This window comes from Nonomuraea sp. NPDC049486 (genome assembly GCF_040676925.1).
Lineage (GTDB): Bacteria > Actinomycetota > Actinomycetes > Streptosporangiales > Streptosporangiaceae > Nonomuraea > Nonomuraea ferruginea.
In genome coordinates this window covers 297347-316756 of record NZ_JBFAPV010000009.1, presented here as the reverse complement: position 1 = coordinate 316756, position 19410 = coordinate 297347, and the positions used below count along the sequence as shown (strand labels likewise).

General features: G+C 73.3%; 17 protein-coding genes. 4 read left to right on the top strand and 13 right to left on the bottom strand.

Annotated elements, in window-relative coordinates; genetic code table 11:
- Positions 1 to 5: 5 nt before the first annotated feature.
- The 4 genes from AB0K05_RS26610 to AB0K05_RS26595 all read right to left on the bottom strand — a co-directional run bounded on the left by AB0K05_RS26610 (position 6) and on the right by AB0K05_RS26595 (position 5338).
- The gene (locus AB0K05_RS26610; RefSeq protein ID WP_364232527.1) at positions 6 to 2177 is read right to left on the bottom strand and encodes a hypothetical protein; all 2172 of its coding nucleotides are present in this window, start codon (positions 2175 to 2177) and stop codon (positions 6 to 8) included.
- 72 nt (positions 2178 to 2249) lie between these two features.
- Positions 2250 to 3191 (bottom strand): PfkB family carbohydrate kinase, encoded by a 942-nt coding sequence (locus AB0K05_RS26605; protein WP_364232525.1) that lies wholly within the window; start codon positions 3189 to 3191, stop codon positions 2250 to 2252.
- Positions 3188 to 4114 (bottom strand): pseudouridine-5'-phosphate glycosidase, encoded by a 927-nt coding sequence (locus AB0K05_RS26600; RefSeq protein WP_271280260.1) that lies wholly within the window; start codon positions 4112 to 4114, stop codon positions 3188 to 3190. The genes AB0K05_RS26605 and AB0K05_RS26600 overlap by 4 nt, the downstream gene beginning before the upstream one ends.
- Before the next feature lie 159 nt (positions 4115 to 4273).
- The gene (locus AB0K05_RS26595) at positions 4274 to 5338 is read right to left on the bottom strand and encodes a putative sulfate exporter family transporter (protein WP_271280261.1); all 1065 of its coding nucleotides are present in this window, start codon (positions 5336 to 5338) and stop codon (positions 4274 to 4276) included.
- Positions 5339 to 5409: 71 nt separating this feature from the next.
- Here AB0K05_RS26595 and AB0K05_RS26590 point away from each other — a divergent pair, with 71 nt between their 5' ends.
- The 4 genes from AB0K05_RS26590 to AB0K05_RS26575 are packed head-to-tail and all read left to right on the top strand — an operon-like array spanning position 5410 to position 9985.
- Positions 5410 to 6303, top strand: a complete 894-nt coding sequence (locus AB0K05_RS26590; RefSeq protein WP_219545403.1) for a LysR family transcriptional regulator — start codon at positions 5410 to 5412, stop codon at positions 6301 to 6303.
- A 59-nt stretch (positions 6304 to 6362) separates the two neighbouring features.
- Positions 6363 to 7880 carry an NAD(P)/FAD-dependent oxidoreductase gene (locus tag AB0K05_RS26585; RefSeq protein WP_364232521.1) on the top strand — a complete coding sequence of 506 codons (1518 nt, stop codon included), beginning with the start codon at positions 6363 to 6365 and terminating at the stop codon, positions 7878 to 7880.
- Between the two features lie 45 nt (positions 7881 to 7925).
- Positions 7926 to 8624, top strand: a complete 699-nt coding sequence (locus AB0K05_RS26580) for a response regulator transcription factor (RefSeq protein WP_364232519.1) — start codon at positions 7926 to 7928, stop codon at positions 8622 to 8624.
- On the top strand, positions 8621 to 9985 hold the full coding sequence (locus AB0K05_RS26575; protein WP_271278315.1) for a HAMP domain-containing sensor histidine kinase: 1365 nt from the start codon (positions 8621 to 8623) through the stop codon (positions 9983 to 9985). Before AB0K05_RS26580 ends, AB0K05_RS26575 begins: the two co-directional genes overlap by 4 nt.
- A 2-nt stretch (positions 9986 to 9987) precedes the next feature.
- Here AB0K05_RS26575 and AB0K05_RS26570 read toward each other — a convergent pair whose 3' ends face one another.
- The 9 genes from AB0K05_RS26570 to AB0K05_RS26530 all read right to left on the bottom strand — a co-directional run bounded on the left by AB0K05_RS26570 (position 9988) and on the right by AB0K05_RS26530 (position 19406).
- A complete protein-coding gene (locus AB0K05_RS26570) occupies positions 9988 to 10254 on the bottom strand; it encodes a hypothetical protein (RefSeq protein WP_148030571.1) in 267 nt (88 codons plus the stop codon).
- A 69-nt stretch (positions 10255 to 10323) separates the two neighbouring features.
- Positions 10324 to 11175, bottom strand: coding sequence for a helix-turn-helix transcriptional regulator (locus AB0K05_RS26565; RefSeq protein ID WP_271278314.1), 852 nt, complete (start codon positions 11173 to 11175; stop codon positions 10324 to 10326).
- Positions 11176 to 11234: 59 nt separating this feature from the next.
- The gene (locus AB0K05_RS26560; RefSeq protein ID WP_364232515.1) at positions 11235 to 11495 is read right to left on the bottom strand and encodes a hypothetical protein; all 261 of its coding nucleotides are present in this window, start codon (positions 11493 to 11495) and stop codon (positions 11235 to 11237) included.
- 96 nt (positions 11496 to 11591) lie between these two features.
- Entirely contained in the window at positions 11592 to 12614 is a 1023-nt protein-coding gene (locus AB0K05_RS26555; protein ID WP_271278312.1) for a phosphotransferase family protein, read from the bottom strand.
- A 55-nt stretch (positions 12615 to 12669) separates the two neighbouring features.
- A complete protein-coding gene (locus AB0K05_RS26550; RefSeq protein WP_271278311.1) occupies positions 12670 to 13476 on the bottom strand; it encodes a GNAT family N-acetyltransferase in 807 nt (268 codons plus the stop codon).
- Positions 13477 to 13518: 42 nt separating this feature from the next.
- The gene (locus AB0K05_RS26545; protein WP_271278310.1) at positions 13519 to 15225 is read right to left on the bottom strand and encodes an acyclic terpene utilization AtuA family protein; all 1707 of its coding nucleotides are present in this window, start codon (positions 15223 to 15225) and stop codon (positions 13519 to 13521) included.
- Positions 15222 to 15983 (bottom strand): enoyl-CoA hydratase-related protein, encoded by a 762-nt coding sequence (locus AB0K05_RS26540; protein ID WP_271278309.1) that lies wholly within the window; start codon positions 15981 to 15983, stop codon positions 15222 to 15224. The genes AB0K05_RS26545 and AB0K05_RS26540 overlap by 4 nt, the downstream gene beginning before the upstream one ends.
- Positions 15955 to 17877: a biotin carboxylase N-terminal domain-containing protein gene (locus tag AB0K05_RS26535; RefSeq protein ID WP_364232511.1), complete on the bottom strand. Its 1923-nt coding sequence runs from the start codon at positions 17875 to 17877 to the stop codon at positions 15955 to 15957. The genes AB0K05_RS26540 and AB0K05_RS26535 overlap by 29 nt, the downstream gene beginning before the upstream one ends.
- Positions 17874 to 19406 carry a carboxyl transferase domain-containing protein gene (locus tag AB0K05_RS26530; RefSeq protein WP_364232647.1) on the bottom strand — a complete coding sequence of 511 codons (1533 nt, stop codon included), beginning with the start codon at positions 19404 to 19406 and terminating at the stop codon, positions 17874 to 17876. Before AB0K05_RS26530 ends, AB0K05_RS26535 begins: the two co-directional genes overlap by 4 nt.
- Positions 19407 to 19410 lie beyond the last annotated feature (4 nt).

The following is a 19410-nucleotide window of genomic DNA, read 5'->3' as shown; positions in this document are numbered from 1 at the left end:
CGGCCTCAGCCCGTGAGCTGGGCCTCCAGGCGGTAGCCGTCGACCGTCACGTACACCTGGTCGCCGGGGCGGGCGTTGAGCCTCATCAGCACCGGCTGGAGAGAGTCGAACACCGGCTGCTGACCCTGCCACACCAGCACGATCGCGTTGTCGCCCGGGCCGGTGACCGACAGCAGCGTGCCGGGGCGCATGCCGAGCTGGGCCGCGTAGTTCTGCGGCACCGGCACCGGGCCGCCGCGCAGGTGCTCGGGCTTGACCTCGATGCGCTGCCAGCGGCGCGGATCCGACGACGGGCTCGGAGGCGGCGGCGGGGGAGTGGCCGGGGTGCCGGCCAGGTGGCCCTGGAGCATCGGCGAGCGGCCGTTGGAGAGGGCCGACAGCGTCGCGAGCGCGGCCGACGGGTCGATGGAGTTGGCCGCGGCGGCGGGGATCGGCTGGCCGCCCCTGTGGTGGTGCCCGTTGGCGCCGGGGGTGCGGCGCGGCAGCGGCTGCGGCGGGCCCTCGGACGCGGCGACCGGGTCGTGGACCTGCTCGGGCGGCAGCGCGTCCAGCCACGCCTTGGCCGAGTGGGCGCGGATGCCCAGTTCCGCCATCAGCTCCACCATGTCCGCGTCCGGCTGGGCCGAGGCCAGCAGCCTGCGGGTACGGGCCTGCAGTCCCTGGATGTCGCCGACGACCAGCCAGCCGTCCTGGAGGCGGCGGTCCGGCATCAGCGTGACCAGCACCCGCCACAGCGGGGTGCGCAGGGACGGCACGGTCGCGGGATGGGCGGGGTCCGCGCCGATCAGCTGATCCTCGGTCGCGGCGGCGCCCAGCCACTCGGTGAGCCGGAACATGTGCCCGGTGATCGGGGCCGACTCCGACGAGCGCAGCCAGGTGAGCACCCGCTCCTCGGCGGTGCGCTGCGCCTGGGAGAGGATCTCGCGCTCGACGAGCATCTTGTGCGCGAGCGTGCGCAGGCTGACCGGGTCCTCGGCGAACAGGCGGTGCTCGGCCACGGCCAGCTCCAGCTTGTTCAGGCCGCGGAACAGGCTGTCGACCACTCTGACCATCGCGTGGTCGGTGTCGGACGGCACAGGGGCGGGCTGGGAGCCGTACGAGGCGGACCCGCCGGGGAGGCTCGGCAGGGAGCCGGTGTGCGGGCCGGAGGAGTCGGCCGCGGCGGGGCGCTGCGGCAGCGGGCTCTGGCCCCCGCCCACGGCGGGGAAGGAACCGGTGGACCGCTGGTCCCGGCCGACGGCGGGAAAAGAGCCCGTGGAGCGCTGGTCGCGGCCGACGGCGGGGAAGGATCCGGTGGAGCGCCGGCCCTCGTCCGGGGACGAGCTCTGCGACCGCTGGGGGTCGCCGGGGAACGAGCCGGGAGCGCGCCGGCTGTCGCCGGGGAAGGACCCGGGGGACCGCTGTTCCTCGGGTGGAAAGGAGGCCGCCGGACGCCGGGGTTCGCCGCCCGGCCGCGCGTCGTCGCCCACCCTGGGGAAGGAGCCGGTGTTCCGGCGCTCGTCGGCGGGGGCGGGGAAGGAGCCGGTGTTGCGGCGCTCGTCGGCGGGGGCGGGGAAGGCTCCGGTGTTGCGGCGCTCGTCGGCGCGCTGCGGCAGCGGCTCGCCCTTGGCGGGGCCGCCGTTCGGGCCGGCGAAGGCGCCGGTGCCCTCGAACGCGGCCGCCGGACGCTCGCCCGCGGCGGGGAAGGAACCGGCGCCGGACGCGCCGCGCTGGACCGGCCTGGTGACCTCGGGATGCCCGGCCACGGCTTCCGGCCGGGCCGCCAGCCTGCCGAGCACCTCGCGGAAGACCGTACCCATCACCGTCTCGGGGGTGGACCCCGGCGCCTTCAGGTCGGCCGGCGTCAGGCGGCGCAGGCGGTGCCAGCCGCCCAGGCCCACGATCGCCGTCCGGGCGGGCTCGGGATAGCCCGGCAGCGTCGGATCGATCGGATGCAGCGCCATGGCCGGCAGCACGTCGCCCAGCGGCAGATGATCCCAGCGCGAGGAGGCGAGGAGCGCGAGCCGCTCGCACACCCAGTCGAGACCGGTCGCGGCGAAGGCCCTCTGCAGCGGCATCGACGACCACCACGCGGACGGCAGGCGCGGATCGGACAGCGCCTCCGCGACCTGTTGCGGCCGACTCCAGCGCAGGGCAGGGACCAGGTCGCTCAGGCAGATCGATGACTCGACGTCCATCGGCGGGACCTTATCCTCCCCAGTGTGCCGCGATACGCATGTGACTGATGGTGCAGCCTACGCGGCAAGCTATCAATCGGTGTGAATAGGGTAAAGACGCTTCATGTCCAAACCGTACCGTGGACGACCCCCTACGAGGGCCACACACTCGGCACCCGCACGGCAACCTGACTCCAGAGCCTCCCTCTCGCCCGCCCCCGACAGGGCGGCGGCGAGGTAGCCGGCGGCGAACGCGTCACCGGCTCCCGTGGAGTCCACGGCCTCCGCGGGCACCGCGTCCGCCTTCGCCACGACCTGCCCGCCTACCGCCACGAGACCGCCCTGGGGCCCCAGCTTCACGACCGCTGTCCCGTAATGCTCGCTGAGCGTCTCGGCCGCCCGCTCGGGCGTGGCGGCGCCGCTGAGAAGGAGAGCTTCGTCACGATTGGGAAAGATCAATCCGGCGAGCGCCGTCTCGCCGAGGAACCGCGTCACGCCGAACCCGGCGAGCGGGCCCGTCGAGGCCGGGTCGACGCTGATCGAGGCCCCCGCGCCGGTCGCCTTCGCCATGGCCAGCCTGCTCAGGGCCAGGCCGGGCTCGCTGAACAGGGTGTAACCGGAGACGTGCAGGTGCGTCACGCCGTCGAGGAGCGCGTCGTCCCAGTCGAGGGGGGAGATCAGCTCGCCGGCCCCCCGGTTCGTCAGCATGGAGCGCTCGCCGGTGCTGTCGACCATCGAGATGACCACGGCGGTCGGGTTGGCGGCGTCGATCCGGATGTGCGGGCGCACCCCGGTCTTGGTCAGCTCGGTGATGTGCCACTCGCTGCTGTCGTATCCGCAGCGGGCCAGCAGGCTCGCGTCGGCGCCCAGGAAGGCCGCCCACGCGGCGGTGTTCGCGCCGGAGCCGCCGGGGCGCAGCGCGATGTCGGCGGCGATGTCAGAAGGGATGTCGGGGCCCGACATGACCGGGGCGCCGTGCATGGCCACCACGTCGGTGACCACGTCGCCGATGACCAGCAGGCCCTGGCCGTTCACGATCGTGACCAGGCCAGCGCGACACGGGCCGCGAGCGCGACGTTGCCGCGGACCGCGGCCAGGTTGGCCTCCAGGGAGGCCCCGCCGGTGCCGCGCACCAGGTAGCCCAGCAGGAACGGGGTGATCGCCTGGCCGGTGACGCCCTCGCGCTCGGCGGTGGCCAGGGCCTCGGCGAGCACGCGGTCGTGCAGCGCCGGGTCGAGCTGCTGGTCCTCCGGGATCGGGTTGGCCACGATCAGCGCCGTCTCCTGGCCGCCGAACGCGTCCTGGCCGCGCATGACCGCGGCCGCCTCCTCGGGCGTCTCGATCCGCCACTCCACGGGACGGCCGGAGGAACGCAGGTAGAAGCCGGGGAACTCGTCGGTCCGATAGCCGGCCACGGTCACGCCGCGCGTCTCCAGGCGCTGCAGCGTGGCGGGCACGTCCAGGATGGACTTGACGCCCGCGCACACCACGGTGACGCGGGTCCTGGACAGGGTGTCCAGGTCGGCGGACTCGTCCTGGTCGTCCGTCCAGCCGCGGTGCACGCCGCCCAGGCCGCCGGTGGCGAACAGGCGGATGCCCGCCCGGGCCGCCAGGAACGACGTCGCCGCCACCGTGGTCGCGCCGCTCACCTTCAGCGCGGCGGCGAGCGGGAGGTCGCGCTGGCTCAGCTTGCGCAGCCCCGGCTCCATCGCGACGCGCTCCAGCGAGGCCTCGTCCAGGCCGATCCTGGCCACTCCGTCCAGCACCGCGATCGTGGCGGGGACCGCGCCCTCGCGCCGTACGATCTCCTCCAGCTCGCGCGCGACCTCGAGGTTGCGGGGCCGGGGCAGGCCGTGCGAGATGATCGTGGACTCCAGCGCGACGACCGGTGCGCCCGAGTCGAGAGCCTCGGCGACCTCGTCGGACGGCTGGAGAAGGGAGTCGGTGGTGCGGCGCATGTGTGTTTCGTACTCCTTGAGTGGTCTTGTGGCGCATTGTCGGAACGGAGTGTTTCGAGGAAATTGTTCCGAACCGAGCAGCATACGGGGGGACCGCGTCCGCGTCCACCCGTGCTCACCCGGACGGCGACACCCCCGCGCCGCCGTCCGCCCGGGGGATCACACGAGCAGCAGCACACCCGCGAGCGACACCCCGCCGACGAGCCCGGTGGCGATCCCGCCGAGCAGCACGGTCCGCCCCCCGCGCAGCAGTCTCCGCACGTCGATCCCGGTGCCGAGGCCGAACATCGCGGCAGCCAACAGGATATTCGCCGCCTGCCCCGCCACCGCGACGACCCCGTCCGGCACCATCCCCGTGCCGCGCACGCATGCCATGACGACGAACCCGGCCACGAACAGCGGCACCCCCGCCACCCGCCCCGCCTTCCCGCGCGGTGCCCGTGCGGGACGAACCGGTGGACCCGCGGGCAGGCCCACCCGTCCGGCATGCGCGTCCTGGAGCCGCCTCCCGGGCGTGGCGTGAGACCCCGTGTACGAGACGAGGGCGACCAGGGGAGCCAGGAGGAGGACCCGGCCGAGCTTGACCGTCACGGCCGTCGTCAGGACGCCCGTGGCGGCCCCGATGGCCGCCACCTGAGCCACCTCGTGAACCGCCGCGCCCGTCCAGACGGCGAGCTGCGAGGGGGAGAGACCGAGCCAGGAGGCGGCGAGGGGGATCGCGAGCAGGGCGCCCGTGCCGTACAGGACCACCACCGCCAGCGCGGCGGCCGCCTCGTCGTCCTCGGTGCCCGCGCTGTCGTGCATGGCCGCGATCGCCGCCGCCCCGCAGACGGCCACCCCCGTCGCCACCAGCAGCGAGGCGCCCGGCGGGACGCCGAGCCTGCGGCCGGCCACCGGCGTCACCGCGAACGTCACCCCGGTGGCCACCACCACGACCACCACCGTCTGCCAGCCCAGCCCCAGGATCTGCGGCACCGAGACCTGCAGCCCGAGCAGCACCACCGCCGCCCGCAGCACCGGCCTCGACACGAACCGCAGCCCCGGCAGCAGCCGCCGGCCGGCACCCCCGAAGCCCGCCAGCGCCGCCCCCAGCACCACCGCGACCACCGCCGCGCTCACCGCGGGCACCGCCGCGTTCACCGCCAGCGCGACCCCCAGCGCGGCAGCCGACACGAGCACCCCGGGCAGCAGGGCGGGCAGGGACCGGAGAGCAGGCAGGGGCACGGCATCCAGTCTTCGGCGGGACCGGGAACGCCGGTAGCCGCTCGCCGGATGGCAGGCCATAGCCTGGGGCTATGAGTGAATTGCCCGATCTCGTCTCGCTCAAGCTGCTGGTCGACGTCGGCGAGCTGGGCAGCCTCGGGCAGGCGGCCAGGGCGGCCGGGATCGCGCAGCCGTCGGCCAGCAAGCGCATCGCCCGGCTCGAACGCCGCCTCGGCCTGCCCCTGCTGGAGCGCACCCCGCGCGGGTCGGCGCTCACCGGCGAAGGGAAGATCGTGGCCGGCTGGGCCGCGCAGGTCGTCGGCGCCGCCCAGGAGCTCGTGCGCGCCGCCGAGGCCGTCCGGCGCGGCGGGGCCGGGCACCTCAGGGTCGCGGCGAGCATGACCGTGGCCGAGTACCTGCTGCCGCGCTGGCTGGGCGAGCTGCAGAGCCGGGAGCCGGACGTCGAGGCCGGGCTGGACGTGATGAACTCCGCCGACGTGGCGGCCCGGGTGCTGGCCGGGGAGGTGGAACTCGGGTTCGTGGAAGGGCCGGCCGTGCCTGACGGGCTGGCCGAGCGGGTGGTGGGCGGCGACCGGCTGGTGGTCGTGGTCGCGCCCGGCCATCCGTGGGCGCGCCGCCGCACCCTCCTGCGAGGTCCCGAGCTGGCTGCCACCCCGCTGGTGGTACGGGAGCGCGGGTCGGGCACCAGGGAGACGCTGGACGTGGTGTTCAGCGCGCTGCACCGGGCCAGGCCGAGGCTGGAGCTGGGGTCCAACGCGGCGGTCAAGGGCGCCGCCCAGGCGGGGGTGGCCCCCGCCGTGCTCAGCGCCTACGCGGTGGAGGCGGAGCTGACCACCGGGCGGCTGGTCGAAGTGCCGCTCTACGGGCTGGACCTGGCGCGCACCCTGCGGGCCGTCTGGCGCAGGGGCCGCCCCCTCACCGGCTCCGCCGCCACCCTCCTCTCCATCGCCGCCCGCCCGGCCTGACGGAAGAGAGGCCCGGGTCCGATGGCGGGGCCGGGATCGGAGGTCCTAGAGTGCGGAGAATGGGGACTTTCGACGTGGTCATCGCCGGAGGCGGGCACAACGGGCTGGTCGCCGCCGCCTATCTCGCCCGGGCCGGGCGGCGGGTGCTGGTGCTGGAGCGGCAGGACCACACGGGCGGCCTGGCGATCTCGGCCCGGCCGTTCCCGGGCGTGGACGTGCGGCTGTCACGCTACTCCTACCTGGTCAGCCTGCTGCCGACGAAGATCGTCAAGGATCTGGGCCTGAAGCTGGAGCTGCGCCGCCGCCGCTACTCCTCGTACACGCCCGTCGGCGACACCGGGCTGCTCGTCGACGGCGAGGACGCGGACCGCACCAGGGCCTCGTTCCGGGCCGTCACCGGCGGCGAGGCCGACCACGCCGCCTGGGAGGCGTTCTACGGCATGACCGCGACGGCCGCGCGGGCGCTGGCGCCGACGCTGCTGGAGCCGCTGCGGCCGGCGGCGGAGGTCGAGAAGCTGGTCGGCGCCGAGGCGTGGCGCGACCTGTTCGCCCGCCCCATCGGCGAGGCGGTGGACGAGCGGTTCGCCGACGACGTCGTGCGCGGCGTGGTGCTCACCGACGCGCTGATCGGCACGTTCGCCGACCCGGCCACCGACCTGCGGGCCAACCGCTGCTTCCTCTACCACGTGATCGGCGACGGCACCGGCGAGTGGAACGTCCCGGTGGGCGGCATGGGCGCCGTCTCCGGCGCGCTGGAGACCGCCGCCCGCGCGGCCGGCGCGGAGATCAGGACCGGCGCCGAGATCGTCGGCATCGCGCCGTCCGGCGAGGTGACGTTCCGCACGGACGACGGCGAGCACACGGTCACCGGCGGGCACGTGCTGGTCAACCTGCCCCCCGCAGTGCTCGACCGGGTGCTCGACCGGGTGCTCGACCGCACGCCGGGCCTGCCCGAGGGGGCGCAGCTCAAGGTCAACATGGTGCTCTCCCGGCTGCCCAGGCTCAAGGACGCCGGCGTGGACCCGAAGGCGGCCTTCAGCGGGACGTTCCACATCAACGAGAGCGGCGGCCAGCTCGCCCGCGCCCACGCCCAGGCGGCCGGGGGCGACATCCCGGACCTGCCGCCCGCCGAGGTCTACTGCCACTCGCTCACCGACCCGTCCATCCTCGGCCCCGGCCTGCGCGGCAAGGCCGAGACGATGACGCTGTTCGGCCTGCACATGCCCGCCCGCCTGTTCCGCCAGGACCCGGACGGGGCCAGGGAGCGCGCGCTGCGCGCCACCCTCGCCTCGATCGACTCGGTGCTGGCCGAGCCGATCGAGGACTGCCTGCTGCGCGCCCCCGACGGCACCCCGTGCATCGAGGCCAAGTCCCCCGTCGACCTGGAGAACGAGGCCGGCCTGCCGGGCGGTCACATCTTCCACCGGGACCTGAGCTGGCCGTACGGAGAGGAAGGCGGCTGGGGCGTCGAGACCGAGCACGAGCGCATCCTGCTGTGCGGGGCCGGCGCCCGGCGCGGCGGCGGGGTGAGCGGCATCCCCGGCCACAACGCGGCCATGGCGGTCCTGGGGCGCTGACCTGCCTTCATCGGGTTCTCAGAATGTTCCTCTAGCGTGGTGCGCATGAACGAGGCTGCCCGGTTGCTGGTGGTGGACGACGAGCCCGCCTTGCGCGAGGCGTTGCAGTCGAGCCTGGAGTTCGAGGGCTACAAGGTCACCACCGCCGACGACGGGCAGGAGGCCCTGGACGAGCTGGCCGGCAGCCCGTACGACGCCGTGCTGCTCGACGTCATGATGCCCCGGCTCGACGGGCTGACCGCCTGCCGCCGCCTGCGGGCCGGCGGCAACCACATCCCCGTGCTCATGCTCACCGCCCGCGACGCCGTCGGCGACCGCGTGTCCGGACTGGACGCGGGCGCCGACGACTACCTGGTCAAGCCGTTCGAGCTGGACGAGCTGCTGGCCCGGGTGCGCGCGCTGCTCCGGCGCGGCGCGCTCAGCGGCCCGAACGCGCCCGAGGACGCGCTGTCCTTCGCCGACCTGCGGATGGACCCGGTGACCCGCGAGGTCACCAGGGGCACGCGGCGGCTCGACCTGACCAGGACCGAGTACCTGCTGATGGAGCTGTTCCTGACGCACCCGCGCCAGGTGCTGACCCGCGACCAGATCCTGGCCGAGGTGTGGGGGTTCGACTTCGAGCCCACCTCCAACTCGCTCGACGTGTACGTGATGTACCTGCGGCGCAAGACCGAGGCCGGCGGCGAGCCGCGCGTCATCCAGACCGTGCGCGGCGTCGGCTACGTGCTCAGAGGCTCGCCATGAGGAAACGCAGTCTTCGCTCGCGGCTGACGCTCCTGGTCGCCGCGGCGGTGGCGATAGCCGTCGCGGTCTCCGCCGTGGGCTGCTGGTACTTCGTCCGGCGGGAGCTGTCCTGGCAGCTCAACCAGTCGCTGCGGGACATCGCCGTGCCGGTCAAGGCCATGCAGGGGGCGGTGCGCAACTGCTCTTCCGAGCCGGCGGCCGCGCTCGACGGGCACCCGGCGTTCACCGAGCCGATGCAGATCGTCTTCCCCGGCGGCGAGCGCTGCGTCATGGGCAACACCGCGATCAAGGTCACCCCCCACGAGAGGCGGATCGCGGCCGGCTACTACGGCCAGTGGGAGTTCTACGACGGCCGCGCCGACGACGGCACCCCGCTGCGCGTCTACGTCAGGAACGTGGACGAGAACGCCGCGTTCGTCGTCGGCAGGCCGGTGGAGGAGATCAACGACACCCTGCGCAGGGTGACGGTCCTGCTGGCCGGCGTCGCCGCGCTCGGCGTGCTGGTCGCCGCCTCGGTCGGGCTGCTCGTCTCCCGCGCCGCGCTGCGCCCTGTCGGCCGCCTGACCAGGGCCGTCGAGCACATCGCGCAGACCGAGGACCTCGACACCCGGATCCCGGTCGAGGGCGGCGACGAGATCGCCCGCCTGAGCGCCTCCTTCAACGCGATGACGGCCGCGCTGGCCGGCTCCCGCGACCGGCAGCGGCAGCTCGTCGCCGACGCCGGCCACGAGCTGCGCACCCCGCTCACCACCCTGCGCACCAACATCGACCTGCTGCTGCGCAGCGAGCAGACCGGCCGCAGCCTCGACCCCGGCGCCAAGGAGCGGCTGCTGGTCAACGTCAAGGCGCAGTTCGCCGAGCTGACCACGCTGGTCGGCGACCTGCTACAGCTCGCCCGCGGCGACACCGACCACGAGCCGCACGCCGAGCTCGCCTTCCAGCAGGTGGTCACCGCCGCGGTGGAGCGGGCGCGGCTGCGCGGCGCCGAGATCGCCGCCGACCTGGAGCCGTGGTACGTGGTCGGCGGGGCCGCCTCGCTGGAGCGGGCGGTGCTCAACCTGCTCGACAACGCCGCCAAGTTCAGCCCTGACAGCGAGGTGGAGGTCACCCTCCGGGACGGCGAGCTGACCGTACGGGACCACGGGCCGGGCATTCCTGAGGAGGAGCTGCCGCACGTGTTCGACCGGTTCTGGCGCTCGCCCTCGGCCCGGTCGCTGCCGGGCTCCGGGCTGGGCCTGGCCATCGTCCACCAGGCCGTCAAGGAGGTGGGAGGAGAGATCAGGCTCCACAATGCGGCCGACGGCGGCGTGGTCGCGACGATGACCCTGCCGGGCACGCCTGCCCCCGGCGCGCGGGCGTGAGCTCAGGCGGGCAGCGCGGCCAGGAGGAAGGCGAGGCGGGCAGCGGCGGCCTCCACGTCGTCGGCGGTGCCGAGACGGTAACCCCACGAGGTGATGAAACTTCCATCCTCGGAACAGGTGACGCTCTCGGCGAGCGTGGCCGAGAAGCGGTTGCGCACCGAGACGTAGGCGGGGTCGCTGGCCAGCGAGACATGCTGAACCGACAGGTCAGCGTGACGACCCGCATGCCAAGCGAATTGCTCGAGGCAGAGCGCGGAATCCAGCATCATGCATCACCTCCGCAACGTCTCGGGCAAAGAATTGCACGATCTTGATAGGAGGGCAAGCAATTGCGCCGGTTAATGTGATGAATGTTTTCGATACTGGTCAAGAACCTTGATGATGATGTCACGGCCAGGTTCGTCGAATTGCGCCGCCTCGGCGAAGTCCTCGAAGGCGTTGGTGTAGAAGGCGACGTCGTCCGGATCGCGGAAGAGCAGGTCCTTCGTCAGGGTGCCGACGGTGACCAGGGCCTCGTTGAAGATCCAGAAACCGTGCACCGGATTGGCCGGCAGCTCCCGGGTGAACGGGACGACGCCGAACTCGACGTTGGGCAGCGTGCTGACGGCGAGCAGCCGGTCGAGCTGGCCGCGCATGACGTCGGCCGGGGCGAGCCGGGTGTGCAGGGCGGCCTCCAGCATGACGAAGCGGAACGTGCGTGAGCGGTCGTAGAGGATCTCCTGGCGCTGCATGCGCACCCGCACCGCCGCGTCGATCTGGTCGGGCGCGCTGTAGAGGCGCTTGACCTTGCTGAACACGTGGCGCGCGTACTCGGCCGTCTGCAGCAGGCCGACCAGGATGCCCGGCTCGAAGGCGCGGAACAGCTTGGTGCGCGCCTCCAGGTCGCGCAGGTCCTCCTGGATGGCGGCCAGGCCGCTGCGGTGGCGCTGCTTCCAGCCGTCGTGCCGCTCCAGCAGCGCGATGGCCTGCGTGATGAGCTCGTCGGTGGTCTCCGGAGAGGCGGACACCGCCTGGGCCCACACCACCACGTCGTCCTCCGTCGCCGTCTGGCGGGCGTTCTCCAGGCGGGAGACCTTGGACGGCTGCCAGCGCAGCCGCTCGGCCAGCTCCTTGCCGGACAGGTGCGCCGACTCGCGCAACTGGCGGAGCTGGCTGCCGAGGTCGATGCGCGCCTGCTGAAACGAGCTCACGTCGCTAGAGGCTAGACCTGTGATCCCGGATCATGCCAGGCCTGTTCGCGCAATTGTGATCAGCCGGTCGCTGGTCGTGCGGAGGCACTGCCCTGGAAAGCGGTTGCCGTGATTTCGGGCAGGACCCGGGCCGCGATTTCGGTGAGCAGCTCGCGCGGCACCTCGACCGCCGTCTCGCCGTCGAGCACGTCACGCAGGTCCGCGAGCGCCTCGGGGTCCGAGACCTGAAGTCCCTGGACGACGATCGTGCCGCGATCCGTCTCGTAGAGGGTGGGGCAGGCGCCCGCCTCCGACGTGGACCCAAGGAACCGCATCCGCATGACGACCCTTCCCCGAACTACGCGGCAATTGCGCGCAATTGTACGGTCCATGGGCTGCCCTGTGATCGTTTTTCGGGAAAATCAGGATATTGGATGTTATGTGGGTGATTCGAGAGAGTTGCGCATGATGTGCCCTGCACGGGCGAAGAGGTCGAGTGTGGCGGCGTGCAGCAGGTCACCGATGTCCTTGGGGGCTTTCCCGGCGAATGCCCTCGCATGGGTGCCTTCGAGCACGATGCCCAGCTTGAAGCACGCCATGACCGCGTACCAGTCGATGGCGGACAGATCGCGGTCGGACAGCGCCGCGTAGCAGTCGACGATCTCGCGCGGCGAGGCCAGTCCGGGGACGTAGCCGTCGGCCATCGGCCACATCGCCACCAGCCACCCGAGGTCGAGCAGCGGATCGCCGATCGTGCACATCTCCCAGTCGACGATGGCCGCCACGCGCGGGCCGTCGGGCGCGAACATCAGGTTCGCGAAGTGGAAGTCGCCGTGCATGATCCCCGGCCGGAACGAGGCGGGCCGGTTGCTCTCAAGCCAGCGCGCCGTCTCCTCCAGGCCGGGGATGTCCGGCCCCGGATAGCCGGCGAGCTCGCCGTAGGAGTCGAGCTCGCGCATCCAGCGCGGCACCTGGCGCTCCAGGAACCCTTCAGGCCGGCCGAAGCCCGGCAGCAGGCCCGGGTCCACCCGGCCCAGCTCGGCCAGCGCCGAGGCCGCCTCCAGCGCCATCCGGTGGCGGATGGCGGCGTCGCTCGCGTGCGGCTCCGGCAGCCCGGTCGAGGGGTTGAACCCGTCGACCGGCTCCATCAGGTAGAAGACCGGCTCCCGCACGGTCTGCGCGGCCACCAGCCGGGGCGCCGCGACCGGCGTGTCGCGCAGCGCGGCCAGCACGCGGGCCTCGCGCCGCAGCACCTCGTTGCTCTTGGCCCGCGCGTGCTGCGGCGGCCTGCGCAGGATGTACGGGACCCCGCCGCGCTCGAAGCGGACCATCACGTTCTGGGTGCCGCCGGAGACCGGCGCGACCGCCGTGATCGGGCCTCCGGGCAGGCCCTGCTCGTCCATCCAGGCGCCGAGCTCATCGAGGTCGACGGCGCTGACGTCGATATGGGTGGAGGACATGGCCGCCTTTCGACCCGAATCACATTCTGGAACGCCTCATCCTAACGCTGCGGAGTCAGCCGAGCGCTTGCATGAACGGCAGGAACTGCCGCGACCGGTCGCCGGGCAGGTCGCCGCCCCGCACCATCAGCGACACCTCCCACGGAGCGCCGACGCCGTGCTCGCCGGCCCACCGCGTCAGGCCGTCCTGTGCCAGGTCGAGGTCCATCCGCACCTCGCCGCCCGCGTCCAGGGCCAGGTCGCCGATCAGGGCGCGGGCGGTCTCCTCGTCGCGGGCCACGACCGGGCCGATCACCACGTTGTCGTCGTTGCGCCAGCAGTGGCCGAACCCGCCCTCGGCCACCCGGACCCGCTCCCCGAACCCGTCCATGCGGCGCAGCAGCGCCGACCGGTCCGTGCCGAACACCTCCGCGTCCAGCGCCAGGATCGCGCCGAGATCCGCCTCCGTGGCGACCCGGGTGCGGCCCGAGGGCGCGCCGCGGAAGACGCCGGTGCGCTTGGCCACCCGGCCGGCCGTGCGGAACCCTAGGCTCTCGTACAGCGGTCTGCCGTACTCGGTGGCGTGCAGCGACACGACGCGGTCGCCCGCCCGCGCGAGCACGTGCTCCATCAGCCCGCGGGCCATCCCCTTGCGGGCGTACCTGGCGGCGGTGAGCACCATGCTGACGACCGCGTGGCCGTCGCCGTAACGGGTCAGGACGGTCGTGGAGGCCAGGCCGTCGCCGTCGGGCGCGTCGATCCCGTACACCTCGCCGACCTCGAACAGCAGCGTCCACTTGTGCCGCTCCGGCAGCCAGCCGCGGTCCTCGGCCAACCGGCCGCAGTCGTCCAGGTCGTCGAGGGTCAATCGGCGCATCGGCATGCCGGTCATCCTCGTGTACGGGGACATACCGGCTCAAATGGTTTACACGAGGCGCGCGGGCACCTCCACCGGGCAGGCACGCAGCTCCTCGCCGAGCGCCTTGGCCTGGGGGTCCATGCGCGGGCTGGCGGCCACGCCGCGGCCGAGCAGCCCGTGGATCACGAAGTTCAGCGCGTTGAGGTTGGGCAGCGCGTGGCGGTCGACTCGGTACGGGGCCAGCTCGGGCAGCAGGGACTTCAGGCGCTCGGTGGTGAGCTGGGCGGCCAGCCAGGCGTAGCGCTCGGGAGTGGTGGTCCACACGCCCAGGTTGGCGTTGCCGCCCTTGTCACCCGACCGCGCCCCGGCGATCCGCCCCAGCGGCATCCGCACACTCGCCCCGCCTTCCAGACGTTCGGGCGTCTCCGGCTCCCGGGGTGGCGGCGGCGCGTCCGTGGGCTCGCCGACGTCCTCGGGGGCGTCCAGCGGGACCCGCTCGCCGTCCACGTACACCTCCGGGCGGACCTCCGACGCCGGCACCAGGACCGGCCAGTAGACGCCGTACGGGGACGCCGGGCCTGGAGGGGTGAGACCGTAGAAGCCGGGGTAGCCGGCGAGCCCCGTCTCCACCACGGCGGAGGAGAACGCCCGGCCCGCCTTGCGCTGGTCGGCGTCCATGACCGTGATCCTGAGCAGGCCGTGGCCGGTGAGCGTGACGTCCACCTGGTCGAAGGAGTCCTTCGGGATCCGCGCCCAGATCGTCTCCTCCGCCACCCGGGCCTTGTCCTCGATGTCGAGCCCGGTGAGCACGAGGGTCATCGTGTTGCGGTAACCGGCCAGGTAGTTGACCGCGACCTTGAGCGTGTCAGGCGGCGGCTCGCCGCGGGCGCCCGTGACGCGGACCCGGTCGGGGCCGTCGGACGACAGGGCGACGGTGTCGAACCGGGCCACCACGTCGGGGCCGGGGTAGCGCGGGCCCGCGATCTCGTACAGCAGCTGCGCCGTGACCGTGCCCACCGAGACCAGCCCGCCCGTGCCGGGGTGCTTGGTGATCACGCACGAGCCGTCGGCGTGCAGCTCGGCGATCGGGAAGCCGCAGCGGGCCAGGTCAGGGACGTCCTGGAAGAACGCGTAGTTGCCGCCCGTCGCCTGGCAGCCGCACTCGATGATGTGGCCGGCGACCACCGATCCCGCCAGCGGGTCGAGATCGGCGGGCCCCCACCCGTACCGCCAGATGCCCGGACCCGTCACCAGGGCCGCGTCCGTGACGCGGCCGGTCACCACGACGTCGGCGCCCGCCGACAGGGCGGCGGCGATCGGCCGGCCGCCCAGGTAGGCGTTGGCCGTGAGCGGGGTGGCCGTCAGCCGCTCGCCGGTGTCGGCGTTGACCAGGTCCAGGTCGCGGCCGGTGAGATCGTCGCCGGTGACGTGCGCGACCCTGGGGGAGAGGCCGAGCCTGGCGGCGAGCTCGCGCACGGCGTCGGCGCAGCCCGCCGGGTCGAGGCCGCCCGCGTTGGACACGATCTTGATGCCGCGCTTCAGGCAGGTGCCGAGGACGTCCTCCAGCTGACGCAGGAACGTCGGCGCGTAGCCGGGCCGGCCCTTGAGCCGGTTGCCGGCCAGGATGAGCATGGTCAGCTCGGCCAGCCAGTCGCCGGTGAGCACGTCGATCGGGCCGCCCTCGACCATCTCGCGGGCCGCCGACAGCCGGTCGCCGTAGAAGCCGCTGCAGTTGGCCACCCGGAGCACGGCGCGGTCCACCGGGTGACTCACGGGACCCAGCGGGGCGGGCGCTTGTCCATGAAGGCGGCGATGCCCTCCTGCCCCTCCTCGGAGGTGAACCGCTCGGCCGACAGGGCGGCCATCCGGCGCACGCCCTCCTCGAACGACACCCCCGGCAGCTCGCAGAGCAGCATCTTGGTGATCGCCAGAGACTCGGGACCGCCCTTGACCAGCATGCCGGTGTAGTGGCGCACGGTCGCGTCCAGCTCCGCCTCGGGCACCGCCCGGTTGAGCAGGCCGATCTCCACGGCCCTGGCCGCGTCGAACACCTCGCCGGTCAAGAGGTACTCCGACGCCGCCCGCGGGTTCACCTTGCGCAGCACCGGCACCGCGATCATGGCGGGCACCACGCCGAGCCGCACCTCCGAGAACGCGAACGACGCCGTGTCGGGCGCGATCGCGACGTCGCACGCCGTCACCAGGCCGATGCCGCCCGCGCGGGCGGTGCCGTTGAGGCGGCAGACCACCGGCTTCGGGCTGTGCCAGATCATGGTCAGGATGTCCGGCAGCGACGTGGTCACCGGCGCGGCGGCCGGGTCGCGCTGCTCCTTCAGGTCCGCGCCCGAGCAGAACACCGGACCCGTGCCCGTCAGCACGATCACCCGCGCCGCGTCGTCGGCGATCGCCTGCTTCAGGTGGGACTCCAGGTCGCCCAGCAGCCTGGTGGACAACGCGTTGCGGTTCTTCGGCGAGTCCAGGGTCACGGTCGCGACCCCGTGCTCAAGGTCGCTGTGCACCAGCTCCGTCATCGTCACTCTCCCTGATCACCGCCAGCACGGCGCCCGCGTCGACCTGCCGGCCCTTCTCCACGTGCACGGTCGCGACCACGCCCGCCGCGGGGGCGGTGACCGCGTGTTCCATTTTCATCGCTTCGAGCACCAGGATCGGGGCGCCCTTCGCCACCCGGTCACCCGGCTCCACCTCCACCCGCAGCACGCTGCCCGGCATCGGGGCCAGCAGCGAGCCCGGGGCGACGTGCTCCACCGGCTCCGGCAGGCGTGGCACGGGCGTCAGCACGGCGGCGCCCTCCGGCCCGTCGGCGTACACCTTCCCGTCCCCGTACCAGCACACCTCGAACGCCCGCCGCACCCCGTCCGTCTCCAGGACCACTCGATACGCCCCGCCGTCGGAGCCGGTCCGGACAGCGGGCAGAGGGCTCACCGCGACCACGGCGGTGCCGGGCGGGAGGGGGTCGTAGGTGGCCTCGGTCTCCTCGAAGCGGGCCGTACGAGGCTGCGAGCGGACGTTGCGCCAGCCGGAGGGAAGGCTGCGCAGGACCGGGGCGCGGTCGCGGCCGGCGCGGGCCATGGCCAGGGCGGCGGCCAGCGCCTCCCGGGCGCCGGGAGGCGGGGGAGGCACGGGCGGATGCTCGTCGAGGAAGCCGGTGTGGGTGTCGCCTCGCTCGAAAGCAGGATTTTTCAGGATTTGGAGGAGCATGTCCCGGTTGGTGGTGACCCCGTGGAGGCGGGCGCCCCGCAGGGCGGAGGCCAGCTTGCGCACCGCCTCGCCGCGCGTCGCCCCGTACCCGACGATCTTGGCCAGCATGGGGTCGTAGTGCGGGGACACCACCGACCCGCTCTCCACCCCCGCGTCCACCCGCACCGCGCCGGTCACCTCGAACCGGTGCAGCACCCCCGACTGCGGCAGGTACGCGAGGTCCTCGGCGTACAGCCGGGCCTCCACCGCGTGCCCGCGCGGCTCGGGCGGCGCCTCCGGCAGGCGGGCGCCCTCGGCCACCTCCAGTTGCAGGCGGACCAGATCGACCCCGTAGACCAGCTCGGTCACCGGATGCTCGACCTGCAGCCGGGTGTTCACCTCCAGGAACGCCACCCGCTCGCCCGCGACCAGGAACTCGACCGTCCCCGCCCCGGTGTACCCGATGGCGCGGGCGGCGCGCACGGCCGCGTCCGCCAGCCGGGCCCGCAGCTCCGGCGTCACCGCCGGCGACGGGCACTCCTCGACGACCTTCTGGTGCCTGCGCTGGACGCTGCACTCCCGTTCGCCCAGCGCCCACACGGTGCCGTGGCCGTCGGCCAGCACCTGCACCTCGACGTGCCTGGCCCGCTCCAGCAGCGGCTCGACGAAGACGCCGCCGTCGCCGAACGCCGCCTCCGCCTCCCGCCGCGCCGACTCCACCTGCCGAGCCAGGTCCGCGGGGTCGCGCACCACCCGCATGCCGCGCCCGCCGCCGCCCGCCGACGCCTTCACCAGCACCGGGAACTCCCCGGGCGCGGCCGGGTCGAGCGTCGGCAGCACCGGCACCCCGGCCTCCGCCATCAGCCGCTTGGCCCCGGTCTTCGAGCCCATCGCCGCGATGGCGTCCGGCGGCGGCCCGACCCAGGTCAGGCCCGCGTCCAGCACGGCACGGGCGAAGGCCGCGTTCTCCGACAGGAATCCGTAGCCGGGATGGACCGCGTCCGCCCCCGACGCCCGGCACGCCTCGATCACCCGGTCGATCGCCAGATACGTCCCGGCGGGCTTCACCCCGCTCAGCCGCACCGCGAGATCGGCCTCCGCCACGTGCGGCGCGTCCGCGTCCGCGTCGGAGTAGAGAGCCACGGTCTCGACGCCCAGCTCACGGCAGGTACGGAAGACGCGGCGGGCGATCTCGCCCCGGTTCGCCACCAGCAGACGCCTGATCATGGCCGGAACACCCCGAACCCGGCCGGCTCCGGCACCGGCGCGCTGTTGACCGCCGACAGGCACAGGCCGAGGACCGTCCGGGTGTCGCGCGGGTCGATCACCCCGTCGTCGTAGAGCCTGCCCGACAGGAAGAACGGCAGCGACTCCGCCTCCACCTGCGCCTCCACCATCGCCCGCATCGCCGCGTCGGCCTCCTCGTCGTACACCTGGCCGCGCGCCCCGGCCGCGGCGCGGCCGACGATCGACAGCACCCCGGCGAGCTGCGCCGGCCCCATCACCGCCGACTTCGCGCTCGGCCAGCTGAACAGGAACCTGGGCCCGTACGCGCGACCGCACATGCCGTAGTTGCCCGCCCCGTACGAGGCGCCCATGACCACGGTCAGGTGCGGCACGGTCGAGTTGGACACCGCGTTGATCATCATCGCGCCGTGCTTGATGATGCCGCCCTGCTCGTACTCCTTGCCGACCATGTAGCCGGTGGTGTTCTGCAGGAAGACCAGCGGGGTGCGGGTCTGGTTGGCGAGCTGGATGAACTGGGTGGCCTTCTGCGCCTCCTCGCTGAACAGCACCCCGCGGGCGTTGGCCAGAATGCCCACCGGATAGCCGTGCAGCCGGGCCCAGCCCGTCACCAGCGACGCCCCGTACAGCGGCTTGAACTCCTCGAACGCGCTGCCGTCGACCACCCGGGCGATCACCTCGCGCGGGTCGAACGGCACCTTCAGGTCCTCCGGCACGATCCCCAGCAGCTCCTCCGCCGGGTACGCGGGCTCCCGCACCGGGTACGGTTCGGCGCCCTGCTTGCGCCAGTGGAGCGAGCCGACGACGCGGCGGCCGATGCGCAGCGCGTCGTGCTCGTCGGCGGCGAGGTAGTCGGCCAGGCCGCTCACCCGGGCGTGCATCTCGGCCCCGCCCAGCGACTCGTCGTCGGACTCCTCGCCGGTCGCCATCTTCACCAGCGGCGGCCCGCCCAGGAACACCTTGGCCCGCTCGCGCACCATCACCGTGTAGTCGCTCATCCCCGGGACGTACGCGCCGCCGGCCGTGGAGTTGCCGAACACCAGCGCGATCGTCGGGATCCCGGCGGCCGACAGCCGCGTCAGGTCGCGGAAGATCCGGCCGCCCGGGATGAAGATCTCCTTCTGGGTCGGCAGGTCGGCGCCGCCGCTCTCCACGAGGTTCACGTACGGCAGGCGGTTCTCGAAGGCGATGTCGGCGGCCCGCAGCGTCTTGCGCAGCGTCCACGGGTTGGACGCGCCGCCCCTGACCGTCGGGTCGTTCGCGCTGATCAGGCACTCGACGCCCTCGATCACCCCGATGCCGGTCACCACGCTCGCCCCCACCGGGAAGTCGCTGCCCCAGGCGGCCAGCGGCGACAGCTCAAGGAACGGCGAGTCGGGGTCGACGAGCAGCTCGATCCGCTCGCGGGCGAGCAGCTTGCCGCGCCGGCGGTGGCGCTCGACGTACTTGGCGCCGCCGCCCGCGACCGCCTTGGCGTGCTCGGCGTCCAGCTCAGCCAGCTTGGCGAGCATCGCC

What these genes read in the sequence shown, in the direction of transcription:
- AB0K05_RS26560 (WP_364232515.1), bottom strand. Translation starts at nt 11,495, where the DNA reads ATGCGGATGCGGTTCCTTGGGTCCACGTCGGAGGCGGGCGCCTGCCCC.
- AB0K05_RS26535 (WP_364232511.1), bottom strand. Translation starts at nt 17,877, where the DNA reads ATGATCAGGCGTCTGCTGGTGGCGAACCGGGGCGAGATCGCCCGCCGC.
- AB0K05_RS26530 (WP_364232647.1), bottom strand. Translation starts at nt 19,406, where the DNA reads ATGCTCGCCAAGCTGGCTGAGCTGGACGCCGAGCACGCCAAGGCGGTC.
- AB0K05_RS26575 (WP_271278315.1), top strand. Translation starts at nt 8,621, where the DNA reads ATGAGGAAACGCAGTCTTCGCTCGCGGCTGACGCTCCTGGTCGCCGCG.
- AB0K05_RS26555 (WP_271278312.1), bottom strand. Translation starts at nt 12,614, where the DNA reads ATGTCCTCCACCCATATCGACGTCAGCGCCGTCGACCTCGATGAGCTC.
- AB0K05_RS26585 (WP_364232521.1), top strand. Translation starts at nt 6,363, where the DNA reads ATGGGGACTTTCGACGTGGTCATCGCCGGAGGCGGGCACAACGGGCTG.
- AB0K05_RS26600 (WP_271280260.1), bottom strand. Translation starts at nt 4,114, where the DNA reads ATGCGCCGCACCACCGACTCCCTTCTCCAGCCGTCCGACGAGGTCGCC.
- AB0K05_RS26540 (WP_271278309.1), bottom strand. Translation starts at nt 15,983, where the DNA reads ATGACGGAGCTGGTGCACAGCGACCTTGAGCACGGGGTCGCGACCGTG.
- AB0K05_RS26590 (WP_219545403.1), top strand. Translation starts at nt 5,410, where the DNA reads ATGAGTGAATTGCCCGATCTCGTCTCGCTCAAGCTGCTGGTCGACGTC.
- AB0K05_RS26550 (WP_271278311.1), bottom strand. Translation starts at nt 13,476, where the DNA reads ATGCCGATGCGCCGATTGACCCTCGACGACCTGGACGACTGCGGCCGG.
- AB0K05_RS26610 (WP_364232527.1), bottom strand. Translation starts at nt 2,177, where the DNA reads ATGGACGTCGAGTCATCGATCTGCCTGAGCGACCTGGTCCCTGCCCTG.
- AB0K05_RS26570 (WP_148030571.1), bottom strand. Translation starts at nt 10,254, where the DNA reads ATGATGCTGGATTCCGCGCTCTGCCTCGAGCAATTCGCTTGGCATGCG.
- AB0K05_RS26580 (WP_364232519.1), top strand. Translation starts at nt 7,926, where the DNA reads ATGAACGAGGCTGCCCGGTTGCTGGTGGTGGACGACGAGCCCGCCTTG.